We start from the raw sequence: 24810 nt of genomic DNA, 5'->3' as shown, positions 1-24810 counted from the left end.
GGTGCCGGGCGCTTGCAAGCGCCGCGCCACCGCCCGATGGCGGCCGTTATTCGGCCGCCGCGACCCTCGGCGCGGCCGGCGGGGTTTCGTAGATCAGGTAGGGCTCGGACTTGTGTTCGACCACCGATTCGTCGACCACGACCTTCTTCACGTTTTCCAGCGAAGGCAGGTCGTACATCGTGTCCAGCAGCACCGATTCGACGATGGTGCGCAGGCCGCGCGCGCCGGTCTTGCGCTTCAGCGCCTTGCGCGCGATCGCGGTCAATGCGTCGGGGCGGAATTCGAGCTCCACGCCCTCCATCTCGAACAGCTTGCGGAACTGCTTGGTGATGGCGTTCTTCGGTTCGGTGAGGATCTTCACCAACGCCGGCTCGTCCAGTTCCTCGAGCGTGGCGACCACCGGCAGGCGTCCGACGAACTCGGGGATGAGGCCGAACTTGATCAGGTCCTCGGGCTCGACATCGGCCAGCACCTTGCCGACCTCGGCCTTGCGCTCGCTCGACTTCACCTTCGCCGAAAAACCGATTCCGCCAGCTTCGGTCGAACGCTGCTGGATGATCTTCTCAAGGCCCGCGAACGCGCCGCCGACGATGAACAGGATGTTGCGCGTGTCGACCTGCAGGAATTCCTGCTGCGGATGCTTGCGCCCGCCCTGCGGCGGAACCGATGCAACCGTGCCTTCGATCAGCTTCAACAGCGCCTGCTGCACGCCTTCGCCGGACACGTCGCGGGTGATCGACGGGTTTTCGCTCTTGCGCGAGATCTTGTCGATCTCGTCGATGTAGACGATGCCCTGCTGCGCCTTGTCGACGTCGTAGTCGCACTTCTGCAGCAGCTTCTGGATGATGTTCTCCACGTCCTCGCCGACGTAGCCGGCCTCGGTGAGCGTGGTGGCGTCGGCCATGGTGAACGGCACGTTCAACAGCCGCGCCAGCGTTTCCGCGAGCAGGGTCTTGCCCGAACCGGTCGGACCGACCAGCAGGATGTTGGACTTGGCGAGTTCGACCTCGTCCGACTTCTGCCGGCTCTCGATGCGCTTGTAGTGGTTGTAGACCGCGACCGCGAGCGTCTTCTTGGCGCGCGACTGGCCGATCACGTACTGGTCGAGGACGTCGAGGATCTCGCGCGGCTTGGGCAGCGCGCTGCGCGCCGACTGCGACTTCTCCTCGAGTTCCTCGCGGATGATGTCGTTGCACAGTTCGACGCATTCGTCGCAGATGAACACGCTGGGGCCGGCGATGAGCTTGCGCACCTCGTGCTGGCTCTTACCGCAGAAGGAGCAGTAGAGGATCTTGCTGCTTTCGCCCGAACGCCCCTGACGGTCGTCGCTCATTCCGAATTACCCGATGCTTGGAGCCGGTTTCGGCCCGAGAATAGCACAAGGGGCCAGATCGACTCCGGCCCCGGTTTCAATAAAAAAAACAGTTTCAAATCAGCCAGTTGCGCAACTATCAGCCGGGCTGGATGGTCTCGTCCGGGCGCCTCTCCAGCACCTGGTCGATCAGGCCGTAGGCCTGTGCCGCTTCCGCCGACTTGAAGTTGTCGCGGTCGGTGTCGCGGGCGATGGTGTCGATCGGTTGGCCGGTGTGCTTGGACAGGATCTCGTTCAGGCGCTGGCGCATGGACAGTATCTCGCGCGCCTGGATGTCGATGTCGGCGGCCTGGCCCTGCGCGCCGCCCAGCGGCTGGTGGATCATCACCCGCGAATTGGGCAACGCGTAACGCTTGCCCTTGGCGCCGGCGGCGAGCAGCACCGCGCCCATCGAGGCGGCCTGGCCGACGCAGATGGTCGACACGTCCGGCTTGATGAACTGCATGGTGTCGTAGATCGCCATGCCCGAGGTGACGATGCCACCCGGCGAGTTGATGTACAGGCTGATGTCCTTCTCGGGGTTCTCGGCCTCGAGGAACAGCAGCTGCGCCACGATCACGTTGGCGACGGCATCGTCGATGCCGCCGACGAGGAAGATCACCCGCTCCTTGAGCAGCCGCGAATAGATGTCGTAGGCGCGCTCGCCGCGGCTGGTCTGTTCGACCACCATCGGCACCAGGTTCAGGGCTTTGGTCTCGTGGCTCATGGCGTTCCTCGGGTTGGACGGGGCGTCACGCCGACGGCGAGATCGCCTCCTGGAAGGACAAGGGCTCGTCGCGGTGGCGGGCGCGCTCGGCGATCCAGTCGATCACCTGCTCTTCCATCACCCGCGACTGCAGGCTGGACATGAGCTGGGGATCGTCGCGGTACATCTCAATGACCTGCTGCGGTTCCTCGTAGGTCGAGGCGATCAGGCGCAGGGTCTCGTTCACCCGGGCCGGATCCAGGCGCAGTTGGTTGCGCCGGGCGACTTCGCCGACCAGCAGCCCGACCAGCACGCGCTTGCGCGCGCCGTCGAGGAAGGCTTCGTGCGCGTTTTCCGGCAACTGCGGATTGCCGCCTTGGCGGCGAACCTGCTCGGCGGCCTGCTGGGCCAGCATGCGCGCTTCGTTCTCGACCAGGCGCGGCGGCATCTCGACATGCTCATAGGCCGAAGCCAGCTTTTCGCTGACCTCGCGGCGCAGGCGGCCCATCAGCGCGCCCTTGAGCTCGCGCTCGAGGTTGCTGCGGATGTCGGCGCGGAACTGCTCCATCTCGCCGCCCTTGACCCCGAAGCTGCGGATGAACGCGGCATCGACCTCGGGCAGCGCGGGCTCGGACACGCGTTCGACCGTGAGGTGCGCCTGCGTGGTCTTGCCGGCCAGCTGCATCACGCGCCAGTCGGCGGGAAACGCGACCTCGACGGTCTTTTCCTCGCCGGCACGCATGTCGGAAAGGGCCTGTTCGAGTTGCGGCAACACCGATCCCGAGCCGATCACGGTCAGCATCCGCTCGGAACCTTCGGGCGGCAGGCGCTCGCCATCGACCAGCGACCAGGTCTGCGCCTCGACCGCGTCGCCCTCGCGGGCCTCGCGTTCCACCACGCTCCAGCTGCGGCGCTGCAGGCGCAGGTTCTCGACCATGCGGTCGATGTCTTCCTCGCTGACCTCGGCGGTGTGGCGGACCACGTCGAGCGTGGCCACGTCGATGTCGCCGAACTCGGGCACCACCTCGAACGTCGCCACGTAAGCAAGTTCGCCGTCCTTCGCCTCGCCCGGCGCGATCGACGGGCTGCCGGCGATGCGCAGGTCGTTGCCGCGCACGGCCTGGTCGAAACCTTCCCGCAGCAGGCCGTCGAGCACTTCGGCGCGCACCTGCGGCCCGTAGCGCTGTTCGATGACCTTGGCGGGCACCTTGCCCGGGCGGAAGCCCTTGATCCGCGCGGTGCGCGCGATCTCGCGCAGGCGGCCGCCGACTTCGCCCTCGAGCTGCCCGGCGGGAAGCTGGAAGGTGATGCGGCGTTCGAGGTTTCCGATGGTTTCGACCGAAGTCTGCATGCTGGTAATGCTCCTGCCCGCGGTGTCGGCTGCGGGTTCCGATGGTTCTTGGCGCGGGCGCCGGCTGGGATCCGCGCTAGGTGCGGGGAACCGGGGATTTTCCCCGAATTGGTGCCCCGCCGCCAGCTTTCGCGATGGGAATCTGGTGCGAAAGCCGGGACTCGAACCCGGACGGGGTTACCCGCTGGAACCTAAATCCAGTGCGTCTACCAATTCCGCCACTTTCGCGCCGGGGCATTCTAGCTGGCGGCGGGATCGCGGATCGCAAAAGAAAACGCCCGGCAAGGCCGGGCGTTTCGGGATTGGTGGGCCGTCAAGGGTGAGCGCGGACGGATCGCGAACCATCGGTTCGCGTCCGCGCGAACGCCACGCGTCCAGCGCGTGGCCGGGCCCGCGCAGCGGGCGAACCGCAGGTTCGAAGACTTGGCGGCGGCGGAAAAGAAAACGCCCGGCAGTGCCGGGCGTTTCGGGATTGGTGGGCCGTCAAGGATTCGAACCTTGGACCTATTGATTAAGAGTCAACTGCTCTACCAACTGAGCTAACGGCCCCGAGGCGGGAAGTATAGCAAACACGAAAATTGGGGTGGCTGAGGGGACTCGAACCCCCGACAACTGGAATCACAATCCAGGACTCTAACCAACTGAGCTACAGCCACCACTGGAACTTCTTTGTATGGAAAACCTGCCGACGCATGGCGCGCCCGGCGGGACTCGAACCCACAACCACCGGCTTAGAAGGCCGGTGCTCTATCCGGTTGAGCTACGGGCGCCCGTCCGGATTGTCGCATCGTTCCACCGCCGCAACCTGGTCGGGGAGACAGGATTCGAACCTGCGACTTCCTGCTCCCAAAGCAGGCGCTCTACCAGGCTGAGCTACACCCCGAGGTCGGGCGCGCATTGTCCGGAACGCGGCCCCGAGCGTCAAACCGCGCGGTTCAGAGCCGGCTGGCGATGGCCTTGGCGAACGACAGCGTGTTGCCCTCGCCACCCAGGTCCGGGGTCAGCGCATCCTTCGCTTCCAGCGTGGCGACGATGGCGCTGCGCAGGCGCGCGGCCTGTTCCGGCTGGCCGAGGTGATCGAGCATCTGCCCGGCCGCGAGCAGCAATGCGCAGGGATTGGCGATGCCCTTGCCGGCGATGTCGGGCGCCGAACCATGCACCGCCTCGAAGATCGCCGCGTGCTCGCCGATGTTGGCGCCCGGCGCGAGGCCCAGGCCGCCGACCAGTCCGGCGCACAGGTCGGAAATGATGTCGCCGAACAGGTTGGTGGTGACGATCACGTCGAACTGCTCGGGCTTCATCACCAGCTGCATGCAGCAGTTGTCGACGATCAGTTCGTTGCACTGGATCTCGGGATACTGCGCCGCCACTTCGCGCGCGACCTTGAGGAACAGGCCCGAAGTCGACTTCAGGATGTTGGCCTTGTGCACCACCGTGACTTTCTTGCGCCCGGTGTTGCGCGCGAGGTCGAAGGCGTAGCGCACGATGCGCTCGGAACCCTTGCGCGTCACCTTCTGCGTGAGCGTCGCGGTGGCACCGTCGTCGCTGACCTGCTGGCCTTCGCCGATGTAGGCGCCTTCGGTGTTCTCGCGCACCGTGACCAGGTCCACGCCCGCCGGGAAACGCGACTTGGTGTTCGGGAACGATTTCGCCGGGCGCACGTTGGCGTACAGGTCGAAACGCTTGCGCAATTCGACGTTGATCGAGGAAAAACCTTCGCCGACCGGCGTGGTCAGCGGGCTCTTCAGCGCGATCTTGTTGCGGGCGATGGAATCGAGCGTCGCCTGCGGCAGCAGTTCGCCATGCTTTTCCAGCGCGACCATGCCGGCGCCGGCGAATTCGTACTGCAGGCCCAACTGCATCGCATCGAGCACGTGCAGGGTGGCATCCATGATCTCGGGGCCGATGCCGTCGCCGCGGAGAACCGTGATCGTCGTCATTCTTCGAAAGTTCCAGACAGGGTGGAAACCGCGGAAAACCCGCGTTTCCAAGGGGGAATGGGGCGCGAATTATGCCAGACGCGACGCCAGACCGCCCTTCGAGGCTCAGCCGTGGTCGTGCGCGGCGGGCGTTCCCGCCCCGCCCTGCTCGAGCTTGTCGAGGAAGTCGACGGCGCGACGCAGGTGCGGGATCACGATGCTGCCGCCGACGACGAGCCCGACGGAGAACGCTTCGAACATCTCGTCGCGGCTCACGCCGGCGTCGCGGCACTGGGCGACGTGGTAGCTGATGCAATCGTCGCAACGCAGCACCATCGACGCGACCAGCCCGCACAGTTCCTTGGTCTTCACGTCCAGCGCGCCGGCCGCATAGGTCTGCGTGTCGAGCGCGAAGAAGCGCCGCACCACCTGGTTGGGTTCGGCGAGGATGCGTTCGTTCATGCGCTTGCGGAATTCGGTGAACTCCGAAACGCGATCCTTCTCGTTCGCGTCGCTCATGCGCCGGCGCCTTCGAGCAGGGCTTCGAGCTTGCCGGCGCGATGCAGCGCCATCATGTCGTCGTAGCCGCCGACGTGGGTGTCGCCGATGAAGATCTGCGGCACGCTGGTGCGGCGGGTGCGCGCGATCATCTTCTCGCGCTCGGCCGGGTCGGTGTCGACGCGTACTTCGGTCCAGTCCCTGCCCTTGCTCTTCAGGAAATTCTTCGCGGCGACGCAGTACGGGCAGATCGCGGTGGTGTAGATCGTGATGGCGGGGGCGTCGCTCAAGGCAGTCTCCGGGAACAAGTACGGCGGGTTGCAGTCGAATATGCGGGCCGGGGAGGCTATTTTCCACCCGCTCAACCCCCATTCACATCGACGCCATCCGAACGCAGCATCCTGCCAGCATGACCGCACTCGCATCGCGACGGCTCCCGGCCGTCCTCCTCGCCGCCAGCCTCGTCCTGGCGCTCGCGCCCGGCGCCGATGCGCAATCGCAGTCGCTGCCGGACATCGGTTCCTCGGCCAGCGAACTGCTGACCCCGGCCCAGCAGCAGGAATACGGCGAGATGACGCTCGCCCAGCTGCGCAACATGAACTACACGCTGGACGACCCGTTGCTCAACGACTGGCTGCAGGCGCTCGGCAACCGCATGGGCGCGGCCAGCGACAAGCCCGACCAGCGGTTCACCGTGTTCCTGCTCAAGGACCGCGAGATCAACGCCTTCGCCACGCTCGGCGGCTACGTCGCGGTCAACGCCGGCCTCATCCTCGCCGCCGAGGACGAGGGCGAACTGGCTTCGGTGCTCGGCCACGAGTTCGCCCACGTCACCCAGCAGCACGTGCTGCGTTCGGTGGAAGCGGCGAAGAAGGACAGTTTGCCGATCCTGCTGGCGATGCTCGGGGCGATCGCGGTCGCGCAGGGCAGCAACAGCGATTCCGCCAGCAACGGCGCGATGGCCGCGCTGGTCTCGGCGCAGGGATTGATGATCCAGCGCCAGATCAACTACACGCGCTCGGGCGAAGCCGAGGCCGACAGGCTCGGGATCCGCACCCTTTATCGCGCCGGCTTCGATCCCGACGACATGGCGAAGATGTTCCAGCGCATGCTCGCGCTCAGCCGCAGCAACCAGGGCGGCGAACGCGAGCGTACGCCGGACTACCTGCTCACCCACCCGGTGACGACCAGCCGCATCAGCGAGGCGATCCAGCGCGCGGACCAATTGCGCGCTTCGGGCATCGGGTCTGTCACCTCGACGATGGGCAACAGCGACAACCCGCTGCTGCCGGGCAACTTCTCCATCCGGGCCAGTGGCGGCGGCGACGACGGGCTGTTCCCATGGGCACAGGAACGCCTGCGCGCACTGTCGGCCGACACCCCGACGCAGGCGATCCGCGAATACGAACAGATGGGCCGCGCCGGCAAACTCGGCGATGCGCAGCAGTACGGGCTGGCGGTGGCGCAGATCCGCGCAGGCAAGGGTCCGGCCGCGATGGACGACCTGTCGCAACTGCTGGCCAGGCATCCCGACAACCTGTGGCTGGAACTGGGCATCGCCCAGGCCGGGGCCCACGGCAACGACCGCGCCGCCGCGGATGCGCGCTTCGACGCGCTGGTCGCGCGCCTGCCCAACAACCTCGCCGTGGCCCGCACCTACGCGTCGGTGCTGAACGAACGCGGCACCCCGGCCGCCGGCCGCCGCGCGCAGGAAGTCCTGCGCCCGCTGTTGAACGCGAATGCCGACGATCCCGGCCTGCAGGCCGAATTCGCCCGCGCCAGCGACATGGCCGGCGACGCGGTCCGCGCCGGCGAAGCCTATGCCGAAGCGGCCTACCTCAATGGCCGCCCGGAACAGGCCCTGGTGCAGCTCAACAACCTGAAGAAGCGCCCGGACCTCGACTACTACGCGCGGGCCCGGATCGACGCCCGCATCGCGGCCATCACCCCGGTGGTGCTGGAACTGCAACGCCAGGGCATCCGCGACGAGGATTTGCACCGGCAGTGAGCGCCCACGTGACGGTGTCATGCGATCGTCACGAAAACGTCGTCTAATCGCCCCGTCTCCCGGCCAGCCCGGCAGGAACGCCCGGCAAAACCGACATGCAGAAGAACATCCTGATCGTCGACGACGAGCCCGCGATCCGCGACATGGTCGCGTTCGCCCTGCGCAAGGGCGAATACATGCCGGTGCACGCCGGCGATGCCCGCGAGGCCCAGGCCGCCATCGCCGAACGCGTCCCGGACCTGATCCTGCTCGACTGGATGCTGCCCGGCACCAGCGGCCTCGAACTCGCGCGGCGCTGGCGCAAGGAACAGCTCACCCGCGAGATCCCGATCATCATGCTCACCGCGCGTGGCGAGGAGAACGACCGCGTCGGCGGGCTCGAGGCCGGGGTAGACGACTACGTGGTGAAGCCGTTCTCGGCGCGCGAACTGCTGGCGCGCATCCGCGCCGTGCTGCGCCGTTCGCGCGAAGACGACGAGGACGGCAACGTCAGCGCCGGCCCGCTGCGCATCGACGGCGCCGCGCACCGCGTCTTCGCCGGCGAGGCGCCGGTGCAGATCGGCCCGACCGAATACCGCCTGCTGCACTTCTTCATGACCCATCCCGAACGCGTGTACACGCGCACGCAACTGCTCGACCACGTCTGGGGCGGCAACGTGTACGTGGAGGAACGCACCGTGGACGTGCACATCCGCCGCCTGCGCAAGACCCTGGAACCGGCGCGGCTGGACGGCATGGTGCAGACCGTGCGCGGCAGCGGTTACCGCTTCTCGGCCGCGCTCTGAACGCCGGTTCGTAGTTGGTCGTTGGTGGTTGGCCGGGCGCGAACGGTCACCTGATCGCAGCTTTTTCCAACTATCAACGACCAACCACCAACCGCGCACTTAAACTCCCCGCATGCCGCCCCAAGCCCGCAACGCCTGGTTCCGCACCCTTGGGCTGCTCGCCTTGGTGCTCGCGATCGGCCTCGCCATCGGCCTGTTGATCGGCAAGCCATGGCCGGCGCTCACCCTCGCCGCGCTCGGCGTGGTCGCCTGGCATTACTGGAAGCTGCGCGGCGTGCTGTTGCGCCTGACCGCGCGCCAGCGCATCGGCCCGCCTTCCGGCGACGGCGTGTGGAACGAACTCGACCGCCTGCTCCATCGCGGCCAGCAGGACATGCGTTCGCGCAAGCGCCGGCTGCTCGACATGCTGCGCGCCTACCGCGCCGCCGCCGCCGCGTTGCCCGACGCCGTGGTCATCGTCGACCGCGACAGCCAGCGCGTGGTCTGGTTCAACGAAGCGGCGACGCCGCTGCTCGGCCTGCACCACCCGCGCGACATCGACCGCGCGCTCGGCGATTGCCTGCAACCGCTGCCGGTAGCGCGCTGGCTCGCCGCCGGGCGCAATGCCGAACCGATGATCGACGCGGTTTCGCCGACCGATCCGGCGATCCGCCTCAACCTGCGCCTCATCCCCTATTCCGAGGAACTGTGGCTGCTGGTCGCGCGCGACGTGACCAAGCTGATGCGGCTGGAGGAAGTGCGCCGCGATTTCGTCGCCAACGTCTCGCACGAACTGCGCACGCCGCTGACCGTCGTGCACGGCTACCTCGACCTGCTCGAACCCGAGGACAAGCCCGAATGGGCGCCGTTGCTGGACGAAATGCGCCGGCAGTCGCAACGCATGACCCAGTTGGTGGAAGACCTGCTCACCTTGTCGCGGCTGGAAGCGCAGGACGAGATCGCCGACGACCAAGTCTCGATGGCGCCGATGCTGGCGACGCTGAAACGCGAAGCCGAGGCACTGAGCCAGGGCCGGCACCACGTGACCGTCGAATCCGCGCTGGACGCCGACCTGCGCGGTTCCACCCGAGAACTGCACAGCGCCTTCTCCAACCTCGTCAGCAACGCGGTGCGCTACACGCCCGCCGGCGGCGACATCGCGATCCGCTACGCGCCCACGCCGGACGGTGGCGCGGCGCTGTCGGTGCGCGATACCGGCTACGGCATCCCCGCGTCGCACCTGCCGCGCATCACGGAACGTTTCTACCGCGTGTCCACCAGCCGTTCGCGCGAACTCGGCGGCACCGGGCTCGGGCTATCCATCGTCAAGCACGTGCTGAGCCTGCACCAGGCGCGCCTCGCCATCGAGAGCGAAGTCGGCGCGGGCAGCACCTTCACCTGCGTGTTCGGGCCCGAACGGGTGCTGCGGCGCGCCGAGGCCGCATCCGCATGAACCACGCCGGCGATCCCGTCGAACCCGCGCTGCAGGACATCACGCTGAACGACAGCGCGCTGTACTTCAACCGCGAACTCTCGCAGCTCGACTTCAACTTCCGCGTGCTCGCGCAGGCGCAGGACGCGAACGTGCCGCTGCTCGAGCGACTGCGCTACCTGTGCATCAGCTGCACCAACCTCGACGAATTCTTCGAGATCCGCGCCGCGACCGTGCGCCACGCGCAGGACTTCGGCATGGCCGCGCGCGCCGACGGGCAGGCGCCGGCGACGATCCTGCGCCGCATCCACGAACGCGCCGCGGAACTGGTCGACGCGCAATACCGCTGCTGGAACGAGGAACTGCGGCCGCAACTGGCCGAACGCGGCATCCGCCTGCTGCAGCCGAACGAATGGAACGCGGAACAGCGCGAATGGCTGCGCACGTATTTCCGCGACGAAATCATGCCGGTGCTGTCGCCGCTGGGGCTGGATCCCGCGCATCCGTTCCCGCGCATCCTCAACAAGTCGCTGAACATCGTGGTGACGGTCGAGGGCCGCGACGCGTTCGGGCGCGAAGGCCACCTCGCCGTGGTGCGCGCGCCGCGTTCGCTGCCGCGCATCATCCGCCTGCCCGATCGTGATGGCGATGGCGACGCTTTCCACGATTTCGTGTTCCTGTCCACCGCGCTCTCGCAATTCGTCGGCGAGCTGTTCCCCGGCATGCGCGTCACCGGCGCCTACCAGTTCCGCGTGACGCGCAATTCCGAACTGATCGTGGACGAGGAGGAAGTCGAGAACCTCGCCCTCGCCCTGCGCGACGAACTCGTCGGCCGCGGCTACCTGCGCGCGATGCGGCTGGAGATCGACCGCGACTGCCCGCAGCCCATCGTCGACACCCTGCTGCGCAATTTCGAACTGCCCTCGCACGCGCTGTACCGCATCGACGGCCCGGTGAACCTCAACCGGGTGATCCAGGTGTACGACCTGGTGCAGCGCCCGGAACTGAAGTTCCCGCCGTTCATCCCGCGGCAGATGCGCAGCGTCGACAGCCTGTTCGAGCGCGTGGCCGAGGGCGACGTGCTGCTGCACCACCCGTTCGACGGCTTCGGCCCGGTCCTGGAACTGTTGAAGCAGGCCGCCGACGACCCGAACGTATTGGCGATCAAGCAGACGCTGTACCGCACCGCGAAGGATTCGGCCATCGTCGAGCACCTGGTGCAGGCCGCGCGCAACGGCAAGGACGTGACCGCGGTGATCGAACTGCGCGCGCGCTTCGACGAGGAGGCCAACCTCGCCTTCGCCGACCGCCTGCAGCAGGCCGGCGTGCAGGTGGTGTACGGCGTGGTCGGCTACAAGACCCACGCCAAGATGCTGCTCATCGTGCGCCGCGAAGGGCGCAAGCTGCGTCGCTACGCGCACCTGGGCACCGGCAACTACCACGCCGGCACCGCGCGCGCCTACACCGACATCGGCCTGGTCACCGCCGATCCGGACATCGGCGATGACGTGCACCAGATCTTCCAGCAACTGTCCGGACTCGCGCCGGAAATCCGGCTCAAGCGCCTGCTGCAATCGCCGTTCACGCTGCACGCCGGCGTGCTGGCGCGGATCGAACGCGAAGCCGGGCACGCACGCGCCGGCCGCGCCGCGCGCATCGTCGCCAAGATGAACGCGCTCAGCGAACCGGAAGTGGTGCGCGCGCTGTACCGCGCTTCGCAGGCCGGCGTCGAGATCGATCTCATCGTGCGCGGCGCCTGCTGCCTGCGGCCCGGCGTGCCGGGCGTCTCCGACAACATCCGCGTACGTTCGATCGTCGGTCGTTTCCTCGAGCATAGCCGCGTGTACTGGTTCGCCAACGGCGACGAACCGGAACTGTTCTGCGCCAGCGCCGACTGGCTGGAACGCAACCTGCTGCACCGGATCGAGGCTTGCTTCCCGATCCTCGACCCGGCGCTCGCGGAACGGGTGAAGTCGGAGACGCTGGACAACTACCTCGCCGACAACATCGAGGCCTGGGAACTGCAGGCGGATGGCGAATACCTGCGGCGTTCGCCCGGCCCCGGAGAGGCGGCGCATTCCGCGCAGGCGGCGTTGCTTGCGAAACTGTCCGCATGAACGACGCCGCGCGCCGGTCCCACAGCAGCACCATGCAGCCCGCGCTGCAGGACGGCGACCTGCTCGCCGCCGTCGACATCGGTTCCAACAGCTTCCACATGGTGGTCGCGCGCTACGTGCTCGGGCAGTTGCGCGTGGTCGACCGCCTGCGCGAGATGGTGCGCCTCGCGGAAGGCCTCGACGAGCGCGGCGGGCTGGCGCCGCAGGTGCAGCAACGCGCACTGGACTGCCTCGCGCGCTTCGGCCAGCGCATCCACGACATCCCGCCGCAGCGCGTGCGCGCGCTGGCGACCAACACCGTTCGCGCGCTGGCGCGGCCGCAGGCCTTCCTGGTGCCGGCGGAAACCGCGCTCGGGCACGCGATCGAAGTGGTGTCCGGCCGCGAGGAAGCGCGCCTGGTCTACCTCGGCGTCGCGCATGCGCAACCGCCGAAACCGGGGCAACGCCGGCTGGTGATGGACGTCGGCGGCGGTTCCACCGAATGCATCATCGGCAGCGGCTTCGATGCGATCGAACGCGAAAGCCTGCAGGTCGGTTGCGTCGCCAGCACGCGCCGCTTCTTCGGCGACGGCAAGCTCTCGCGCAAGCGCTGGAAGGAAGCGCTGGTGGAAGTCGGCGTCGAGTTCCAGCAGTTCGCCAGCGCCTACCGCAACGTCGGCTGGGACGAGGCGCTGGGTTCCTCCGGCACGCTCAAGCAGGTCGCCGAGGTCTGCGTGGCGATGAAGCTGACGAAAGGCTCGATCACCGCCGAGGCGTTGCCGCAGGTGCGCGAACGCCTGCTGCGCGCCGAGCGCATCGAAGCCATCGACCTGCCCGGCCTCTCCGATGATCGCCGCCCCATCATCGCCGGCGGCTTGCTGATCGTCGAGGCGGCGTTCTCCGCGCTCGGGCTCGCGCGCATGGCGGTGAGCAAGGCCGCGCTGCGCGAGGGCACGCTGTACGACATGCTCGGCCGCGGCGGCGCCGACGATCCGCGCGAGGCTTCGGTCGCGGCGCTGATGCAGCGCTACGGCATCGACGAGGCGCACGCCGCTCGGGTGGAAGCCACGGCGCTCATGCTGTTCGACCGCGTCGCCGGCGACTGGAAGCTCGATGCGGACGCGCGCCGCATGCTGGCCTGGGCCGCGCGCCTGCACGAACTCGGCCTCGCCATCGCGCACAGCCAGTACCAGCTACACGGCGCCTACGTGCTGCAGAACTCCGATATCGCCGGCTTCTCGCAACAGGAGCAGCAGGTGCTGGCGGCGCTGGTGCGAAGCCACCGGCGCAAGGTGCCGAACAAGGCCTTCGACGCGATCCCGGATCGACTCCTCGCCGACACCAAGCGCATCGCCGCGCTGCTGCGTCTCGCTGTGCTGCTGCACCGTTCGCACGAAGCGGCGGAACTTCCGGAACTGCGTGCCAGCGCGAAACGCGACCAGTTGTCGCTCACCCTGCCCGCGCGCTGGCTGGACCAGCGCCCGCTGCTGCGCGCGGATCTCGGCGGCGAACCGGCGGACATGGCCGGGCTCGGAATTGCGCTGGAGATTCGGGCGGATTGATCGGCCTTTTCCTTCTCCCCGCGCGCGGGGAGAAGGTGGCCGACAGGCCGGATGAGGGGCAAGCGCCACATCAGACTTCAGGACGCTGAGAGTGCGCTACGCTTGATCCCGACCTACGGAACGGGCCTTGGATACTCTCTATGCCTTGGTGGGCAACTTTATATTTCGTCTTCTTCGCCGGCTTTCTTGCGGCGTGGCTGAAAAGCGAATTCAAGGATCGGCCCGAGCGACCATACATGGCGATAGAGCTGATTTCCGAGATCTGTCTGATCGTCGTTGCTCTCGGTTATTGGTTAGCCCCTGTTCGATCCACCTTGGGTGCAGCATCCCCTTTCTTGTTTATTGCAGGGCTCGCCTGGCTGTTGGTTTCGAGTGAACGCGGCCGAAGGCAATACGAGCCTGACCCGGAACTCTCGCCCGGTTTCAACATAGCCTCTGTCGTCTTGGGTGTCGCACTTTATTGGCTTATCAGCGCACCGTTGCTTTATTGGGGCTTTTCCTATGGGATGCTTGGCCAGATCGCCAGCATCTGACGACTCGTTCAAGCTGGAGCCTTCGCCATGCGCACCCTCATCATCATCGCCATCGGCATCCTCGTCGGCCTGCTGACCATGTGGGTCATGCGCAAGGCTCGCAAATCGCCGCGCACTGCATTCCTGGCGTTCGCCATCCTCTGGCTCGCGTTCTGCCTGTACAACATGTGGGTCGGCGTGTCCTCCGCCGGTTACGCCGTCACCGAGGAACTGCCCTTCCTCGCGATCAACTTCCTCGTCCCGGTCGGCGTGGTGTTCGCCCTGCGCAAGCGGATCGGGCGCGCACACTAAATTCACGTGCGCAACGCCATCACGATCCGTCCGCTCGCCAGCGGCGACGCCCCCGCGTTGCACGCGGCGGTGCAGGCATCGATCGCATCGCTGTCGCACTGGTTCCCGTGGGCGCATGCCGGATATGCATTGTCCGATGCCGAAGCGCGCATCGCGCATTGCACGGCGGCCCGCGCGCGCGGCGAGGAATTCGCATTCGGCATCTTCGCCGCGGACGGCGAACTGCTGGGCTGCGTCGGCCTCAACCAGGTCAACCGCGCGCACCATTCCGCCAACCTCGGCTACTGGATCGGTGAAGCGCACCGTGGTCGCGGCATGGCGGCGGATGCGGCGAGGCAGGTCGCAACCACCGGGTTTGGCGAGCTCGGCCTGGTGCGCATCGAGATCGTCACCCTGCCCGACAACGCAGCCAGCCAGCGCGTGGCGCAGAAACTCGGCGCAACGCGTGAAGGCGAATTCCGCAACCGGCTGGTGGTGCGTGGCGAGCCCGCCGATGCGGTCGTATTCTCGCTGGTGCCCGGCGACCTGGAGCGCGCATGACGACCGATTCCGCCATCAACCTGCGCAACCAGCTCGCCAAGTTCTCCGAACACTGGTCGCCGCGCGTCGTCGCGGAGATGAACGACTACCAGTTCAAGCTGGCGAAGCTCCGGGGCGAGTTCGTCTGGCACGCGCACGAGGATACCGACGAGGTGTTCATCGTCGTTGAGGGCGAAATGACCCTGGAGTTCCGCGACAGGTCCGTACAACTCGCCGCCGGGGAAATGTACGTGGTGCCGAGGGGCGTCGAGCATCGTCCGGTCGCGGCGCGCGAGTGCTGCGTGATGCTGGTCGAACCCCGCGGCACGGTGAACACCGGCGACGCGGGTGGTGCGTACACGGCACCGAACGATGTCTGGGTCTGATCGGGGAACGATGTCTCCCATCCGGATCATCAGTGGCGGACAAACCGGCGCGGATCGGGCTGCACTGGATGCAGCGCTCTCCGCCGGCATCGAATGCGGTGGCTGGTGCCCCGAAGGCCGTCTAGCCGAAGACGGGCAAATCGCCGCTCTGTATCCGCTCGTCGAGCTCGTCGGCGGCGGTTACCGACAGCGCACCTTCAAGAACATCGAGGACAGCGATGGAACCGCTATTTCCTATTTCGATCGGCCGCGCGGCGGAACCGAACTGACGCTGGCGAAATGCATCAAGCTGTCGAAGCCGTACAAGCTCATCGACGCTTCGACGGTGGCTGCGAAACAGGCAGGTGAAATATTGCGGATATTCGTTGCTAACGCTGGAGTCAGGACGCTCAACGTCGCCGGTCCGCGCGAAAGCTCGGCGCCGGGGACATACGCGTTCGTCCATCAAACCGCCATGTTCTTCATCGAATCGCTGAAGAACCGCGCCTGACGACCGGAAACCTGCCCTCTTCCAACGATTGGCCCGCCGTCACCAGCGCGTCATCGCACTGACACCGCGGTTTCATCCGGCAAGGCCACGCTTCTGTGCACCCCTGCCAAAAGCCGGCGGAGAAGCGCATGCGCTACGCCATCGTCACCGAGACCTACCCGCCGGAGATCAACGGCGTCGCGCTCACCGTGCAGGCCAAGGAACAGGGGCTGCGGCTGCGCGGGCACGATGTCGAACTGATCCGCCCGCGGCAATCGCGCGGGCAAAAAGGCGTCGCGCACGAATTGCTGGTGCCCGGCCTGCCGATTCCCGGCTATCCGAGCATGCGCTTCGGCCTGCCCGCGCTGCGCACCTTGCGCAGGCATTGGGAAGCACAGCGGCCCGATGCGATCTACATCGCCACCGAAGGCCCGCTCGGCTGGTCCGCCCTGCGCACCGCGCGCAAGCTCGGGATCGCGGTGAGCACCGGCTTCCACACCCGCTTCGACGAATACACCCGCGATTACGGCGTCGGTTTCCTGCAACCGCTGGCGCTGGGCTGGATGCGCCGTTTCCACAACGCTTCCGACGCGACCCTGGTGCCGACCTGCGAACTCGCGGATTTCCTGCGCGGCGAACGCTTCAGCGACGTGGTGCACCAGCCGCGCGCGGTGGACACGCGGCGCTTCGAGCCGGCACGGCGCAGCACGGAACTGCGCTCCAGCTGGGGGCTGGGCGAACACGACCTCGCCGTGGTCTACCTCGGTCGCATCGCTGCGGAGAAGAACCTGCCGCTGGCGATCCGCGCCTTCCGGGAAATCGCGAAACAGCGCCCGGATGCGAAGTTCGTCTGGGTCGGCGAAGGACCGGAGCTTGCCGGCATCCGCGCCGAGAACCCGGACTTCGTGTATTGCGGGCTGCGCCGCGACGAAGACCTCGCCGCGCATTTCGCCAGCACCGACCTGTTCCTGTTCCCCAGCCATTCGGAAACCTTCGGCAACGTGACGCTGGAAGCCATGGCCAGCGGTGTGGCCACGGTCGCGTTCGATTACGGAGCCGCGAAGGAACACCTGGTCGACGGCGAGCACGGCGCAGCCATTGCCGGCGAGGACGACGACGCCTTCGTCGCCGCGGCCCTGCGCATCGCCGGAGACGACGCGTTGCGCCGGGCGATGGGCATCGCGGCGCGCGAAGCGGTGTCGAAGCTGCGGCCGGCGCAAGTGTCCGCGGATTTCGACGAACTGTTGCGGCGCATCGCCCGCGACCGGAGCGCACGCCATGCGCAACCGACCCCTGCCTGAGCGCATCGCGATGCAGGACGCGGGCTGGTGCCTGCGCAGCAACGGTTTGTGCGCGCACCGCGGCGCGCTGCGCTTCTTCGCCGCGATCAGCCGGCTCGGCGATGGACTGTTCTGGTACGCGCTGATGCTGGCGCTGGTCGCGGTCGACGGCCTGCACGGATTGCGCGTCTCCGCGCACCTCGCCGCGACCGGGCTCGCGACCTTGCTGCTGTACAAATCGCTGAAGCGCTGGACGCGGCGACCGCGGCCGTTCGCGCGCGACGGACGCATCCGTGCCTGGGTCGCGCCATTGGACGAATTCAGTTTTCCGTCGGGGCACACGCTGCACGCGGTCGCGTTCACCCTGGTCGCACTGGCCTATTACCCATTGCTCGCGTGGCTGCTGGTGCCCTTCAGCGCCAGCGTCGCCGCGTCGCGCGTGGTGCTCGGCCTGCACTATCCCAGCGACGTGCTGGCCGCGACCGCGATCGGCAGCACGCTGGCGGGCGTGTCGCTGTGGCTTGTGCCTGGCGCGACGTTGCTGGGTTGAACGCGAACCGGAAACGAAAGGCCCCGGCATGCCGGGGCCTTTCGATGCACTTTCCGGGCATTCAGATCAACTCGATTGCGTAGGAAATCTCGTCGGTGGTGATGCCGGTGTTCGGCGGCAGGATGCAGGTGACCGAAGCCGGATGCGGGAACAGGATCCCGCCGCCATCCCCGGCCGCGGTCCACGTGATCTGGTTCTCGGCGCCTGGCCCGATCGCGACCGACTTCGGGTAATACGTCGCGGGCGAGCTCGACCTGCCGATCACCGCGGTGCAGCTGAGGGTGGATGGCACCGAATTCTGGTTGTGCAGGGAAATCGTGAGCGAGGTGATGCCGGCCGAGGTCTTGTCGCTCATCAATCCGCAGGTGACCCAGACGCTGTTGGTACCCAGGTTGTCGAGCGAAAGCGCCTTCGCCCGGGTGCTGGATGCGACGCTGGGATCGGTGATCTGGCAATTGCCGGCGGCATTGCTGATGTTCGTCGCGAACAGGTCGAGGGCATGGCTGGACCCGGGAACGGACAAGGCTGCCACGAAAGCCGCGAGCGCGGCGTACCGCAACTTCGAATCGTACATGGCGTACTCCCCTGGAATGGACGGATGCGGGCGGGAACGAACAACTCTCCATTGCCCCTGCCCGCAGGTTCGTGGCTACGCCCGGAAATGTTCATCGCTCGTGAAGAAAAACGGCTTCCCGCCAAAAAGACCGCATAAGCCGTTGATGCGAAAAACGTCGGTAATAATTCACATTCCATCGCGCGTTGCCCGATCCGTGACAGGATTCGCAATCCGTTTTCGCACGCGAATTGCGGATCGACCCGCCGTTCGCGAATCCGCTCCGTGACGCGCATCGCATTCCTGTCGTAGCACGAATCCAGATAGATCCGATCCCGGAAACCGATGCACGAACGCGATCGCGCGACAGCACGCGGACTTCATTGCCGCACCGACACCTGGTACCAGTCGACCTTGCGCGTGGCGACCATGATCGCGGCGAGGATCGCGAACAGCAGGCCCGCGCCCAGCACCAGTGCGTTGTCCTCCGACACCAGCAGGCCGTACAGCGCGGCATACAGCAGGCCGAGCATCGCGGCGAAACCGAAGCCGCGCACGCGGCTGCGCAACACCGCACCGAGGTAGAAGCCGATCAGCCCGACGCAAGCCACCGCGGCGGCGAGATAGGCCCAACCGAAGGCGATATGCTCGGACAGGCTGAGCAGCAGCAGGAAGAAGATCGCCAGCGCGAGCCCGACCAGCGCGTACTGGATGGGGTGGATCGGCAACTGCTTGATCGTCTCCAGCATGAAGAAGCCGGTGAAGGTCAGCAGCACGAACAGCAGGCCGTATTTCGTCGCGCGATCGACCTTCGAGTAAAGGTTCACCGGCTCGACCAGCGACAGGCCGATGGCATCGGCGTGCTTGTCGCCTCCCGCGCGGTACTGCGCCTGCGCGTTGCTGGCGAGCGAGGACACGTCCCATTCGGCATGGAAACCCTTGGCATCGATGCGATGCGCGCGCGGGAGGAAATCGCCGTTGAATTGCGGATGCGGCCACGGCGAATCGAGTTCGACATGGTTGTCGTCGGCCAACGGCACGATCGAGAGCGCCTCGGTCCCGCGCAGCGCGAACTGCAGCCGCAGCGGGAACGCGATGCGCCCATCGGCGCCGGTTCCGTCCGCCAGCATCGCGTGCACGCCGCCACCGTCGTGGCCGGGCTGGCCCTGCAGCACCTGTGTTGAACGGCCCGCGACCTGCAGCGTCGGTGCCCCGACCAGGCCGCGCACGTCGCCGATGCCGAAGTCGATCCATGGCGTACCCAGCGTACGCGGCTTCGCCGGATCGACCGCGGGAAGCTGCACGTCGAACGCCGCATCCAGCGTGGACTGCAGGTCGTAGACGCGCACTTCGTGCAGGCCGAGCTTGCGGATCGACGGTTTGACCTGTCCTTGCAGTTGCAGCGTCTTCGGGAAAAACTTCCACGTGCGGTCCTGCTGGCGTAGCTGCTTGTGCAGCACGCCATTCGCATCGCGCTCCTCGACTTCGACGGTTTCCGCGTACGGCACCACCAGCACCGGCCCGGCGATGTTCTGCGCGCCGGCGTAGCTGCGGGTTACCTCTTCCACCGCCTGCTGGCGGAATTGCTGGCGTTCGGAAATGGTGCCGCGGATCATCGCCAGCGGCAGCAGGATCGCCAGCGTCAGGAACAACACGATCGCGAATTTCAGCGCAAGGCGCATGGCCGCATCTCCGGTGGTGGTGCGGAGATGCTCGCGCCGCGGGACGTGCGGGCGATGGCGCGACGGTGAAGTGGCGGTGAAGCTCTGTGGGAGCGGCTTTAGCCGCGACTGCTTTTCCGGCTGGATTCATCGCGGCTAAAGCCGCTCCCACAAAAAAACCGATCAGGCCGAGGGAATGGACAATGCGGCAACGGTACCGCCGCCCTCGCGTTCGCTTAGCTCGACGCGGCCGTCGTGCAACGATGCGACCTGGGCCACGAACGGCAGGCCGAGGCCGCTGCTGCGGCTGCCGCCATCCGGGCGCGGCAGCGAATAGAAGCGTTCGAACACGCGTTCGCGCGCGTAATCGGGAACGCCCGGGCCACGGTCGGCGATTTCGAAGCGGACTTCGTCGCCTTCGCGCGATACGCGAGCTTCGACCACCGATCCGCGCGGCGCGAAATCCAGCGCGTTGTCGAGCAGGTTGACCAGCGCCTGCCGCATCAGGAACGGATCGCCTTGCACGACGCAAGCATTCGCCGCATCGACCCGCAATTCGATCCCGCTTGATTCCGCACGCTGGCGCAGCGCATCCGCGGCTTCGTGCAACAGCGACGCAACCCCGATCCGCTGCGGCTGCTCGATCATCCGCCGATGCTCCACCGCGGCCAGCGCCAGCAGCTTGTCCACCATCTGCGCCATGCGCTCGCCCTGCGCGCGGATGCTGGCGACGAAGCGCGCGCGATCGGCCTCGGGCAACGGCTGCTCGAGCAGTTCGCTCGCGCCGCGGATCGCGGCCAGCGGGCTCTTCAGTTCGTGGGTCAGCGCGTGCACGTACTGTTCGACGTACTGCTTGCCCTCGAGTTTCTCGCGCATGTCGTGCAGGGCACGACCGAGGTCGCCGAACTCGCCGGCGGCGCGCGGCTGCGGCGCACGTTCGCCCGCGGCCACCGCATCGGCGTAGCGGCGCAGCGTGCCGAGCTGGCGCGACAGCCACCACGCCGCAAACAAGCCGATCAGCAGCGCCGCGCCCATCAGCACGAAACCCCAGCGCGCAATGATGTTCTGGCTGCGCGCGATGAACGGCGCCATCGCGCGGTTGGGCTTGGCCACGGTGAGCACGCCGACGATCTTTCCACCGTTGTCGTAGATCGGTGCGGCGACATGCATCACCGTGCTGTTTTCGTCGTTCGGATCATCGCGGGTGGAACGCGCGCCGTACTGGCCGCGCAGAGTGCGATACACGTCGTTCCAGCGCGAATTGTCGCGACCGAGGTCCCTGCCTTCGGAATCGAACACCACGATGCCGCGCGCGTCGACGACGGTGACGCGGAAGCCGCCGCGGTCCTTGGCGAAGCCCCAGACGTCGGCACCGACCTTGCGCGTGGAAACTTGCTTCACCCTTTGCGCGAAACGGCCGTCGGCGATGCGCCCGGCGAGCATGTCGTCGGTCGCGAGTTCCGCCAGGGTATTGGCGGTGTCGATCAGCGTGCCTTCCATCGCCTGGCGCACGCCCGGCTTGACCTGTTCGACGAAGACCTTGCCCACCAGCAGCGCCGCCAGCGCGACGATCAGGAAGTAGCCGAGCAGCACGCGCAGGCCGATGCGCATCGTTCATCCTTCCGTGTGCACGGAGTAACCGAGCCCGCGCACGGTACGGATCGGATCGGCGTCCGGCGCGATCGCGCGCAGTTTCGCGCGCAGCGTCTTCACGTGCGTGTCCACGGTGCGTTCGCCGGTATCGAGCGCATCGCCCCAGACGCGATCCATCAGCTTCGCGCGTTCCAGCACCGCCCCGGGGCGCGCCAGCAGCGTTTCCAGCAGGCCGCATTCGTAGCGCGTGAGCTCGAGCAGCACGCCATCGAAACGGATGCGATGGCCGGCGGCATCGAGGTCGAAGCGCCCGAGCCGACGCCAGCCGTCGTCCGCAGGCGCGCTGCGGCGCAGGCGCGCGCGGACCCGCGCCACCAGTTCGCGCGGGGAAAAGGGTTTCGACATGTAATCATCGCCGCCGAGTTCCAGCCCGAGCACGCGGTCGGCTTCGCCGTCGCGCGCGGTCAGGAACAGCACCGGCACCTCGCTTTCCGCGCGCAATTCGCGGCAGACATCGAAGCCGTTGCGGTCCGGCAGGCCGACGTCGAGGATCACCAGGTCGACGCCGCCGCGACGCAACCGCGGCAGCACCTCGCCGCCCAGCAACACGTGCTCGGCCGCGAGGCCCTCCGCACGCAGCGCGTACAGCACGGTTTCGGCGATGGCGGTTTCGTCCTCGGCCAGCAGGATCGTCGGCATGCCGGCATCGTAGCCGACGCGGCGGCGGCGTTTGCGTGGCCGGCGTGAAGCAGGAGCGCACCGAGGCCACGGGCCGAGGGGCGTGATCCCGCGAGCAATTAGAATCCCCGCATGAACTACCGCCACGCCTTCCATGCCGGCAACCACGCCGACGTTCTCAAGCATGTCGTGCTGCTGGCGCTGTGCGAGGCGCTGGTGGCGAAACCGGCGGCCTGCTTCGCACTCGATACCCACGCCGGGCGTGGCCTGTACCGGCTCGAAGGCGAGGAAGCACGACGTACCGGCGAAGCGGACGCAGGCGTCGCCCGACTTCGAACCGGCGTCGATCCCGCCGTCGATCGCTACCTCGACGCCATCGCCGCCTGCCGGGCCGCGAACGGCGACGACGCCTACCCGGGCTCGCCGTGGTTGCTCGCGCATGCCCTGCGCGCACGGGACCGCATCGCCTGTTGCGAACTGCAACCGCAGGAAGCCGCGGCGCTGAAGGCGAATTTCGCCGGCGACGCGCGCGTCGCGGTACATGCGCGCGACGGCTACGTGGCGATCAAGGCGTTGCTGCCGCCGAAAGTGGATGGCGAGCGATTCGCGCGCGGACTGGTGCTCATCGACCCGCCCTTCGAGGCGCAACTCGCGGAATTCGACGCCGCCTTCGCCGCGCTGCGCGAAGGCCTCGCGCGCTGGCCGCAGGCGACGTTCGCGCTGTGGTACCCGATCAAGCAGCGCCGGGACTTGCAGCCAATGCTGCGCGAGGCGGCGACCTTGCCGGCGAAGTCTTCCTTGTTCGCGGAATTGCTGGTGCGCCCCGACGATTCGCCGCTGCGCATGAACGGCTCGGGGATGCTGCTGCTCAATCCGCCGTTCGGCATCGAATCGCGCCTGTCCGCGACGCTTGCCGCGCTGCGCGCGATGCTCGTGGAAGGTGGGGGCCGAGGCGACGCGCGCATCGCCTGGGCGAAGCCGCGCGACTGACGCGGCGCATCGTCATTCCGCGCCCGGCGCTTCCGGCTCGAAGAAACTCCAGCGCACTTCGGGGAATTCCGCCTTCACCGCGCGTTCGACCGCGGTGATCTGCCGCAGCAACAGCGCTGCATCGCGTTCCTCGCGCATCCGCGCCTGCACCGACAGCATCACCCGGTCGCCGAGCTGCAGGCTGATGATGTTGATCACTTCGGCGATTTCTGGCCGCTGGCGCAGGAAATCGCGCAGGGCCCGTTCGCGTTCCGGATCCATGCCCTGCCCGACCAGCAATGCCTTGACCTCGACCGCGACGAACACCGCCACCACCACCAGCAGCGCGCCGATGGCCAGCGTGCCGATCGCGTCCCACGCCGGGTTGCCGGTGAATACCGACAGCAGCACCGCGGCCAGCGCGAAGACCAAGCCGAGCAGCGCGGCCAGGTCCTCGCCGAAGATCACCACGAGTTCGGCCTGGCGGCTGGCGTGGAACCACTGCCACAGCGAACGCCCGCTGCGCGCGCGCGCCACTTCCTGCAGGCAGGCGCGCATCGAGACGCCCTCGGCGACGATGGCGAAGACCAGCACGCCCACCGCCCACCACCACTGGCGCAGCGGTTCCGGGTGCGCGAGCTTGTGCCAGCCTTCGTACAGCGAATACAGGCCGCCGACGGTGAACAGCATCAGCGCCACGAGGAACGACCAGAAATAGATCGCCTTGCCCTGCCCCAGCGGGTGTTCGGGCGATGCCTCGCGGCGTGCCTGGCGCATGCCCAGCAGCAACAGCAACTGGTTGCCGCAATCGGCCAGCGAATGCACGGTTTCCGCCAGCATCGCGCTGGAGCCGGTGAAGAACGCGGCCACGCCCTTGGCGCAGGCGATGGCGAAATTGGCGCCGAGCGCGAACACGATCGCGCGGTTGGAATCGCCGTTGCCGGCCATGGTCGGGGGGATCGTCGCGTGGAGCGCGGCAGTTTAGCAATCGCGCGCGGGATATCCGTCAAGCAAGTCTTAACCTTGTCCATGGCAGCATGTCCGGATGGTCGCCCGCAACCGCCTTCCCCCCTGGCACGAAGAACTCCGGCTGCGCAATGGCCGCCGGGTGCTGGTTCGCCCGATCCGTCCCGAGGACGCCGACCCGTTGCGCGCGGCGTTCCCGCTGCTGCAACCAGAGGAAGTGCGCCAGCGTTTCCTGCACGCGATGTCGGAATTGAGCCCGGCCATGGCCGAACGCCTGACCCGGCCGGACCCGAAGGGCGAATTCGCGCTGGTCGCCGCGGAACCGCTACCGCCGGGCGAAGCCCTGGTCGGCGCGGTCGCGCGCGCGGCCATCAATCCCGGCACCCGCGACGCGGAATTCGCGATCCTCGTCAGCCACTACCTCACCGGCATGGGCCTGGGCCGGCACCTGATGCGGCGGCTGGTGCGCTGGGCCAAGGGTCGCCGGCTGGAACGCCTCTACGGCGACGTGCTCGACCACAACCACCCGATGATCTCGCTGGCCGAATCGCTGGACTTCAAGCGCGAAGCCTCGCCCGACCAGCCTTCGCTGGTGCGCATGGTGCTGCAACTGCGCGCACCGCATCCGCATTGAACATGCCGCACTGAGCGGTCGCCTGCCACGTCGAGCGGCGG

The 24810-nt window shown here is 67.3% G+C and carries 25 protein-coding genes and 5 tRNA genes; 14 read left to right on the top strand and 16 right to left on the bottom strand.

Translation table 11 applies throughout. The annotated features are described in order from the left end of the window. Positions 1-46: 46 nt before the first annotated feature. The 11 genes from clpX to grxC form a co-directional block, all read right to left on the bottom strand. Positions 47-1333, bottom strand: a complete 1287-nt coding sequence (clpX, locus tag FNZ56_RS01155) for an ATP-dependent Clp protease ATP-binding subunit ClpX (RefSeq protein ID WP_143878100.1) — start codon at positions 1331-1333, stop codon at positions 47-49. Between the two features lie 118 nt (positions 1334-1451). After that, complete coding sequence (gene clpP / locus FNZ56_RS01150; RefSeq protein WP_143878099.1) at positions 1452-2078, bottom strand: ATP-dependent Clp endopeptidase proteolytic subunit ClpP; 627 nt, start codon at positions 2076-2078, stop codon at positions 1452-1454. 25 nt (positions 2079-2103) lie between these two features. Beyond that, positions 2104-3408, bottom strand: a complete 1305-nt coding sequence (tig, locus tag FNZ56_RS01145; protein WP_143878098.1) for a trigger factor — start codon at positions 3406-3408, stop codon at positions 2104-2106. Between the two features lie 143 nt (positions 3409-3551). Further along, a tRNA-Leu gene (locus FNZ56_RS01140) sits at positions 3552-3636 on the bottom strand. 245 nt (positions 3637-3881) lie between these two features. Further along, positions 3882-3957 (bottom strand) — tRNA-Lys (locus FNZ56_RS01135). Between the two features lie 30 nt (positions 3958-3987). Further along, a tRNA-His gene (locus FNZ56_RS01130) sits at positions 3988-4064 on the bottom strand. A gap of 37 nt (positions 4065-4101) precedes the next feature. After that, a tRNA-Arg gene (locus FNZ56_RS01125) sits at positions 4102-4178 on the bottom strand. A 36-nt stretch (positions 4179-4214) separates the two neighbouring features. Further along, positions 4215-4291, bottom strand: a tRNA-Pro gene (locus FNZ56_RS01120). Positions 4292-4343: 52 nt separating this feature from the next. Next, positions 4344-5348 carry an isocitrate dehydrogenase gene (locus tag FNZ56_RS01115; RefSeq protein ID WP_143878097.1) on the bottom strand — a complete coding sequence of 335 codons (1005 nt, stop codon included), beginning with the start codon at positions 5346-5348 and terminating at the stop codon, positions 4344-4346. A gap of 105 nt (positions 5349-5453) precedes the next feature. After that, a complete protein-coding gene (locus tag FNZ56_RS01110; protein ID WP_143878096.1) occupies positions 5454-5846 on the bottom strand; it encodes a carboxymuconolactone decarboxylase family protein in 393 nt (130 codons plus the stop codon). Beyond that, positions 5843-6115, bottom strand: coding sequence for a glutaredoxin 3 (grxC, locus tag FNZ56_RS01105; protein WP_246064646.1), 273 nt, complete (start codon positions 6113-6115; stop codon positions 5843-5845). The genes FNZ56_RS01110 and grxC overlap by 4 nt, the downstream gene beginning before the upstream one ends. Before the next feature lie 119 nt (positions 6116-6234). On the opposite strand from grxC, the gene FNZ56_RS01100 reads away from it, so the two are divergent. The 12 genes from FNZ56_RS01100 to FNZ56_RS01045 all read left to right on the top strand — a co-directional run bounded on the left by FNZ56_RS01100 (position 6235) and on the right by FNZ56_RS01045 (position 17715). Then, a complete protein-coding gene (locus FNZ56_RS01100; protein ID WP_143878094.1) occupies positions 6235-7833 on the top strand; it encodes a M48 family metalloprotease in 1599 nt (532 codons plus the stop codon). A gap of 95 nt (positions 7834-7928) precedes the next feature. Then, positions 7929-8618 carry a phosphate regulon transcriptional regulator PhoB gene (gene phoB / locus FNZ56_RS01095; RefSeq protein ID WP_143878093.1) on the top strand — a complete coding sequence of 230 codons (690 nt, stop codon included), beginning with the start codon at positions 7929-7931 and terminating at the stop codon, positions 8616-8618. Between the two features lie 112 nt (positions 8619-8730). Then, positions 8731-10050, top strand: coding sequence for a phosphate regulon sensor histidine kinase PhoR (gene phoR / locus FNZ56_RS01090; RefSeq protein ID WP_143878092.1), 1320 nt, complete (start codon positions 8731-8733; stop codon positions 10048-10050). Then, complete coding sequence (ppk1, locus tag FNZ56_RS01085) at positions 10047-12146, top strand: polyphosphate kinase 1 (protein ID WP_143878091.1); 2100 nt, start codon at positions 10047-10049, stop codon at positions 12144-12146. Before phoR ends, ppk1 begins: the two co-directional genes overlap by 4 nt. A gap of 32 nt (positions 12147-12178) precedes the next feature. Then, positions 12179-13687: an exopolyphosphatase gene (ppx, locus tag FNZ56_RS01080; protein WP_143880220.1), complete on the top strand. Its 1509-nt coding sequence runs from the start codon at positions 12179-12181 to the stop codon at positions 13685-13687. Positions 13688-13827: 140 nt separating this feature from the next. Continuing rightward, complete coding sequence (locus FNZ56_RS01075; RefSeq protein ID WP_143878090.1) at positions 13828-14220, top strand: hypothetical protein; 393 nt, start codon at positions 13828-13830, stop codon at positions 14218-14220. Between the two features lie 27 nt (positions 14221-14247). Next, entirely contained in the window at positions 14248-14511 is a 264-nt protein-coding gene (locus tag FNZ56_RS01070) for a hypothetical protein (protein ID WP_143878089.1), read from the top strand. A gap of 6 nt (positions 14512-14517) precedes the next feature. After that, on the top strand, positions 14518-15051 hold the full coding sequence (locus FNZ56_RS01065; protein WP_246064645.1) for a GNAT family N-acetyltransferase: 534 nt from the start codon (positions 14518-14520) through the stop codon (positions 15049-15051). Beyond that, positions 15048-15416, top strand: a complete 369-nt coding sequence (locus tag FNZ56_RS01060; protein WP_143878087.1) for a cupin domain-containing protein — start codon at positions 15048-15050, stop codon at positions 15414-15416. Before FNZ56_RS01065 ends, FNZ56_RS01060 begins: the two co-directional genes overlap by 4 nt. 10 nt (positions 15417-15426) lie before the next feature. Then, on the top strand, positions 15427-15906 hold the full coding sequence (locus FNZ56_RS01055) for a putative molybdenum carrier protein (RefSeq protein ID WP_143878086.1): 480 nt from the start codon (positions 15427-15429) through the stop codon (positions 15904-15906). A gap of 128 nt (positions 15907-16034) precedes the next feature. Then, positions 16035-17186, top strand: a complete 1152-nt coding sequence (locus tag FNZ56_RS01050) for a glycosyltransferase family 4 protein (protein ID WP_143878085.1) — start codon at positions 16035-16037, stop codon at positions 17184-17186. 10 nt (positions 17187-17196) lie between these two features. After that, positions 17197-17715 carry a phosphatase PAP2 family protein gene (locus FNZ56_RS01045; protein ID WP_143880219.1) on the top strand — a complete coding sequence of 173 codons (519 nt, stop codon included), beginning with the start codon at positions 17197-17199 and terminating at the stop codon, positions 17713-17715. Positions 17716-17776: 61 nt separating this feature from the next. Here FNZ56_RS01045 and FNZ56_RS01040 read toward each other — a convergent pair whose 3' ends face one another. The 4 genes from FNZ56_RS01040 to creB form a co-directional block, all read right to left on the bottom strand. Next, on the bottom strand, positions 17777-18289 hold the full coding sequence (locus FNZ56_RS01040; RefSeq protein ID WP_143878084.1) for a hypothetical protein: 513 nt from the start codon (positions 18287-18289) through the stop codon (positions 17777-17779). A gap of 359 nt (positions 18290-18648) precedes the next feature. Further along, entirely contained in the window at positions 18649-19950 is a 1302-nt protein-coding gene (creD, locus tag FNZ56_RS01035; RefSeq protein ID WP_143878083.1) for a cell envelope integrity protein CreD, read from the bottom strand. A gap of 162 nt (positions 19951-20112) precedes the next feature. Continuing rightward, positions 20113-21540 (bottom strand): two-component system sensor histidine kinase CreC, encoded by a 1428-nt coding sequence (gene creC / locus FNZ56_RS01030; RefSeq protein ID WP_143878082.1) that lies wholly within the window; start codon positions 21538-21540, stop codon positions 20113-20115. Between the two features lie 3 nt (positions 21541-21543). Continuing rightward, complete coding sequence (creB, locus tag FNZ56_RS01025; RefSeq protein ID WP_143878081.1) at positions 21544-22221, bottom strand: two-component system response regulator CreB; 678 nt, start codon at positions 22219-22221, stop codon at positions 21544-21546. A gap of 111 nt (positions 22222-22332) precedes the next feature. Between creB and FNZ56_RS01020 the strand changes: the two genes are divergently transcribed. Beyond that, on the top strand, positions 22333-23190 hold the full coding sequence (locus FNZ56_RS01020; protein WP_143878080.1) for a 23S rRNA (adenine(2030)-N(6))-methyltransferase RlmJ: 858 nt from the start codon (positions 22333-22335) through the stop codon (positions 23188-23190). A gap of 12 nt (positions 23191-23202) precedes the next feature. On the opposite strand, the gene FNZ56_RS01015 is transcribed toward FNZ56_RS01020, so the two are convergent. Continuing rightward, positions 23203-24117, bottom strand: a complete 915-nt coding sequence (locus tag FNZ56_RS01015; RefSeq protein ID WP_143878079.1) for a cation diffusion facilitator family transporter — start codon at positions 24115-24117, stop codon at positions 23203-23205. 97 nt (positions 24118-24214) lie between these two features. Between FNZ56_RS01015 and FNZ56_RS01010 the strand changes: the two genes are divergently transcribed. Continuing rightward, positions 24215-24769: a GNAT family N-acetyltransferase gene (locus FNZ56_RS01010; protein ID WP_143878078.1), complete on the top strand. Its 555-nt coding sequence runs from the start codon at positions 24215-24217 to the stop codon at positions 24767-24769. Positions 24770-24810 lie beyond the last annotated feature (41 nt).

The sequence above is a fragment of the Lysobacter lycopersici genome, from assembly GCF_007556775.1.
Lineage (GTDB): Bacteria > Pseudomonadota > Gammaproteobacteria > Xanthomonadales > Xanthomonadaceae > Pseudoluteimonas > Pseudoluteimonas lycopersici.
The sequence above is the reverse complement of the archived record's forward strand: the minus strand, read 5'-3'. Positions and strand labels throughout refer to the sequence as shown.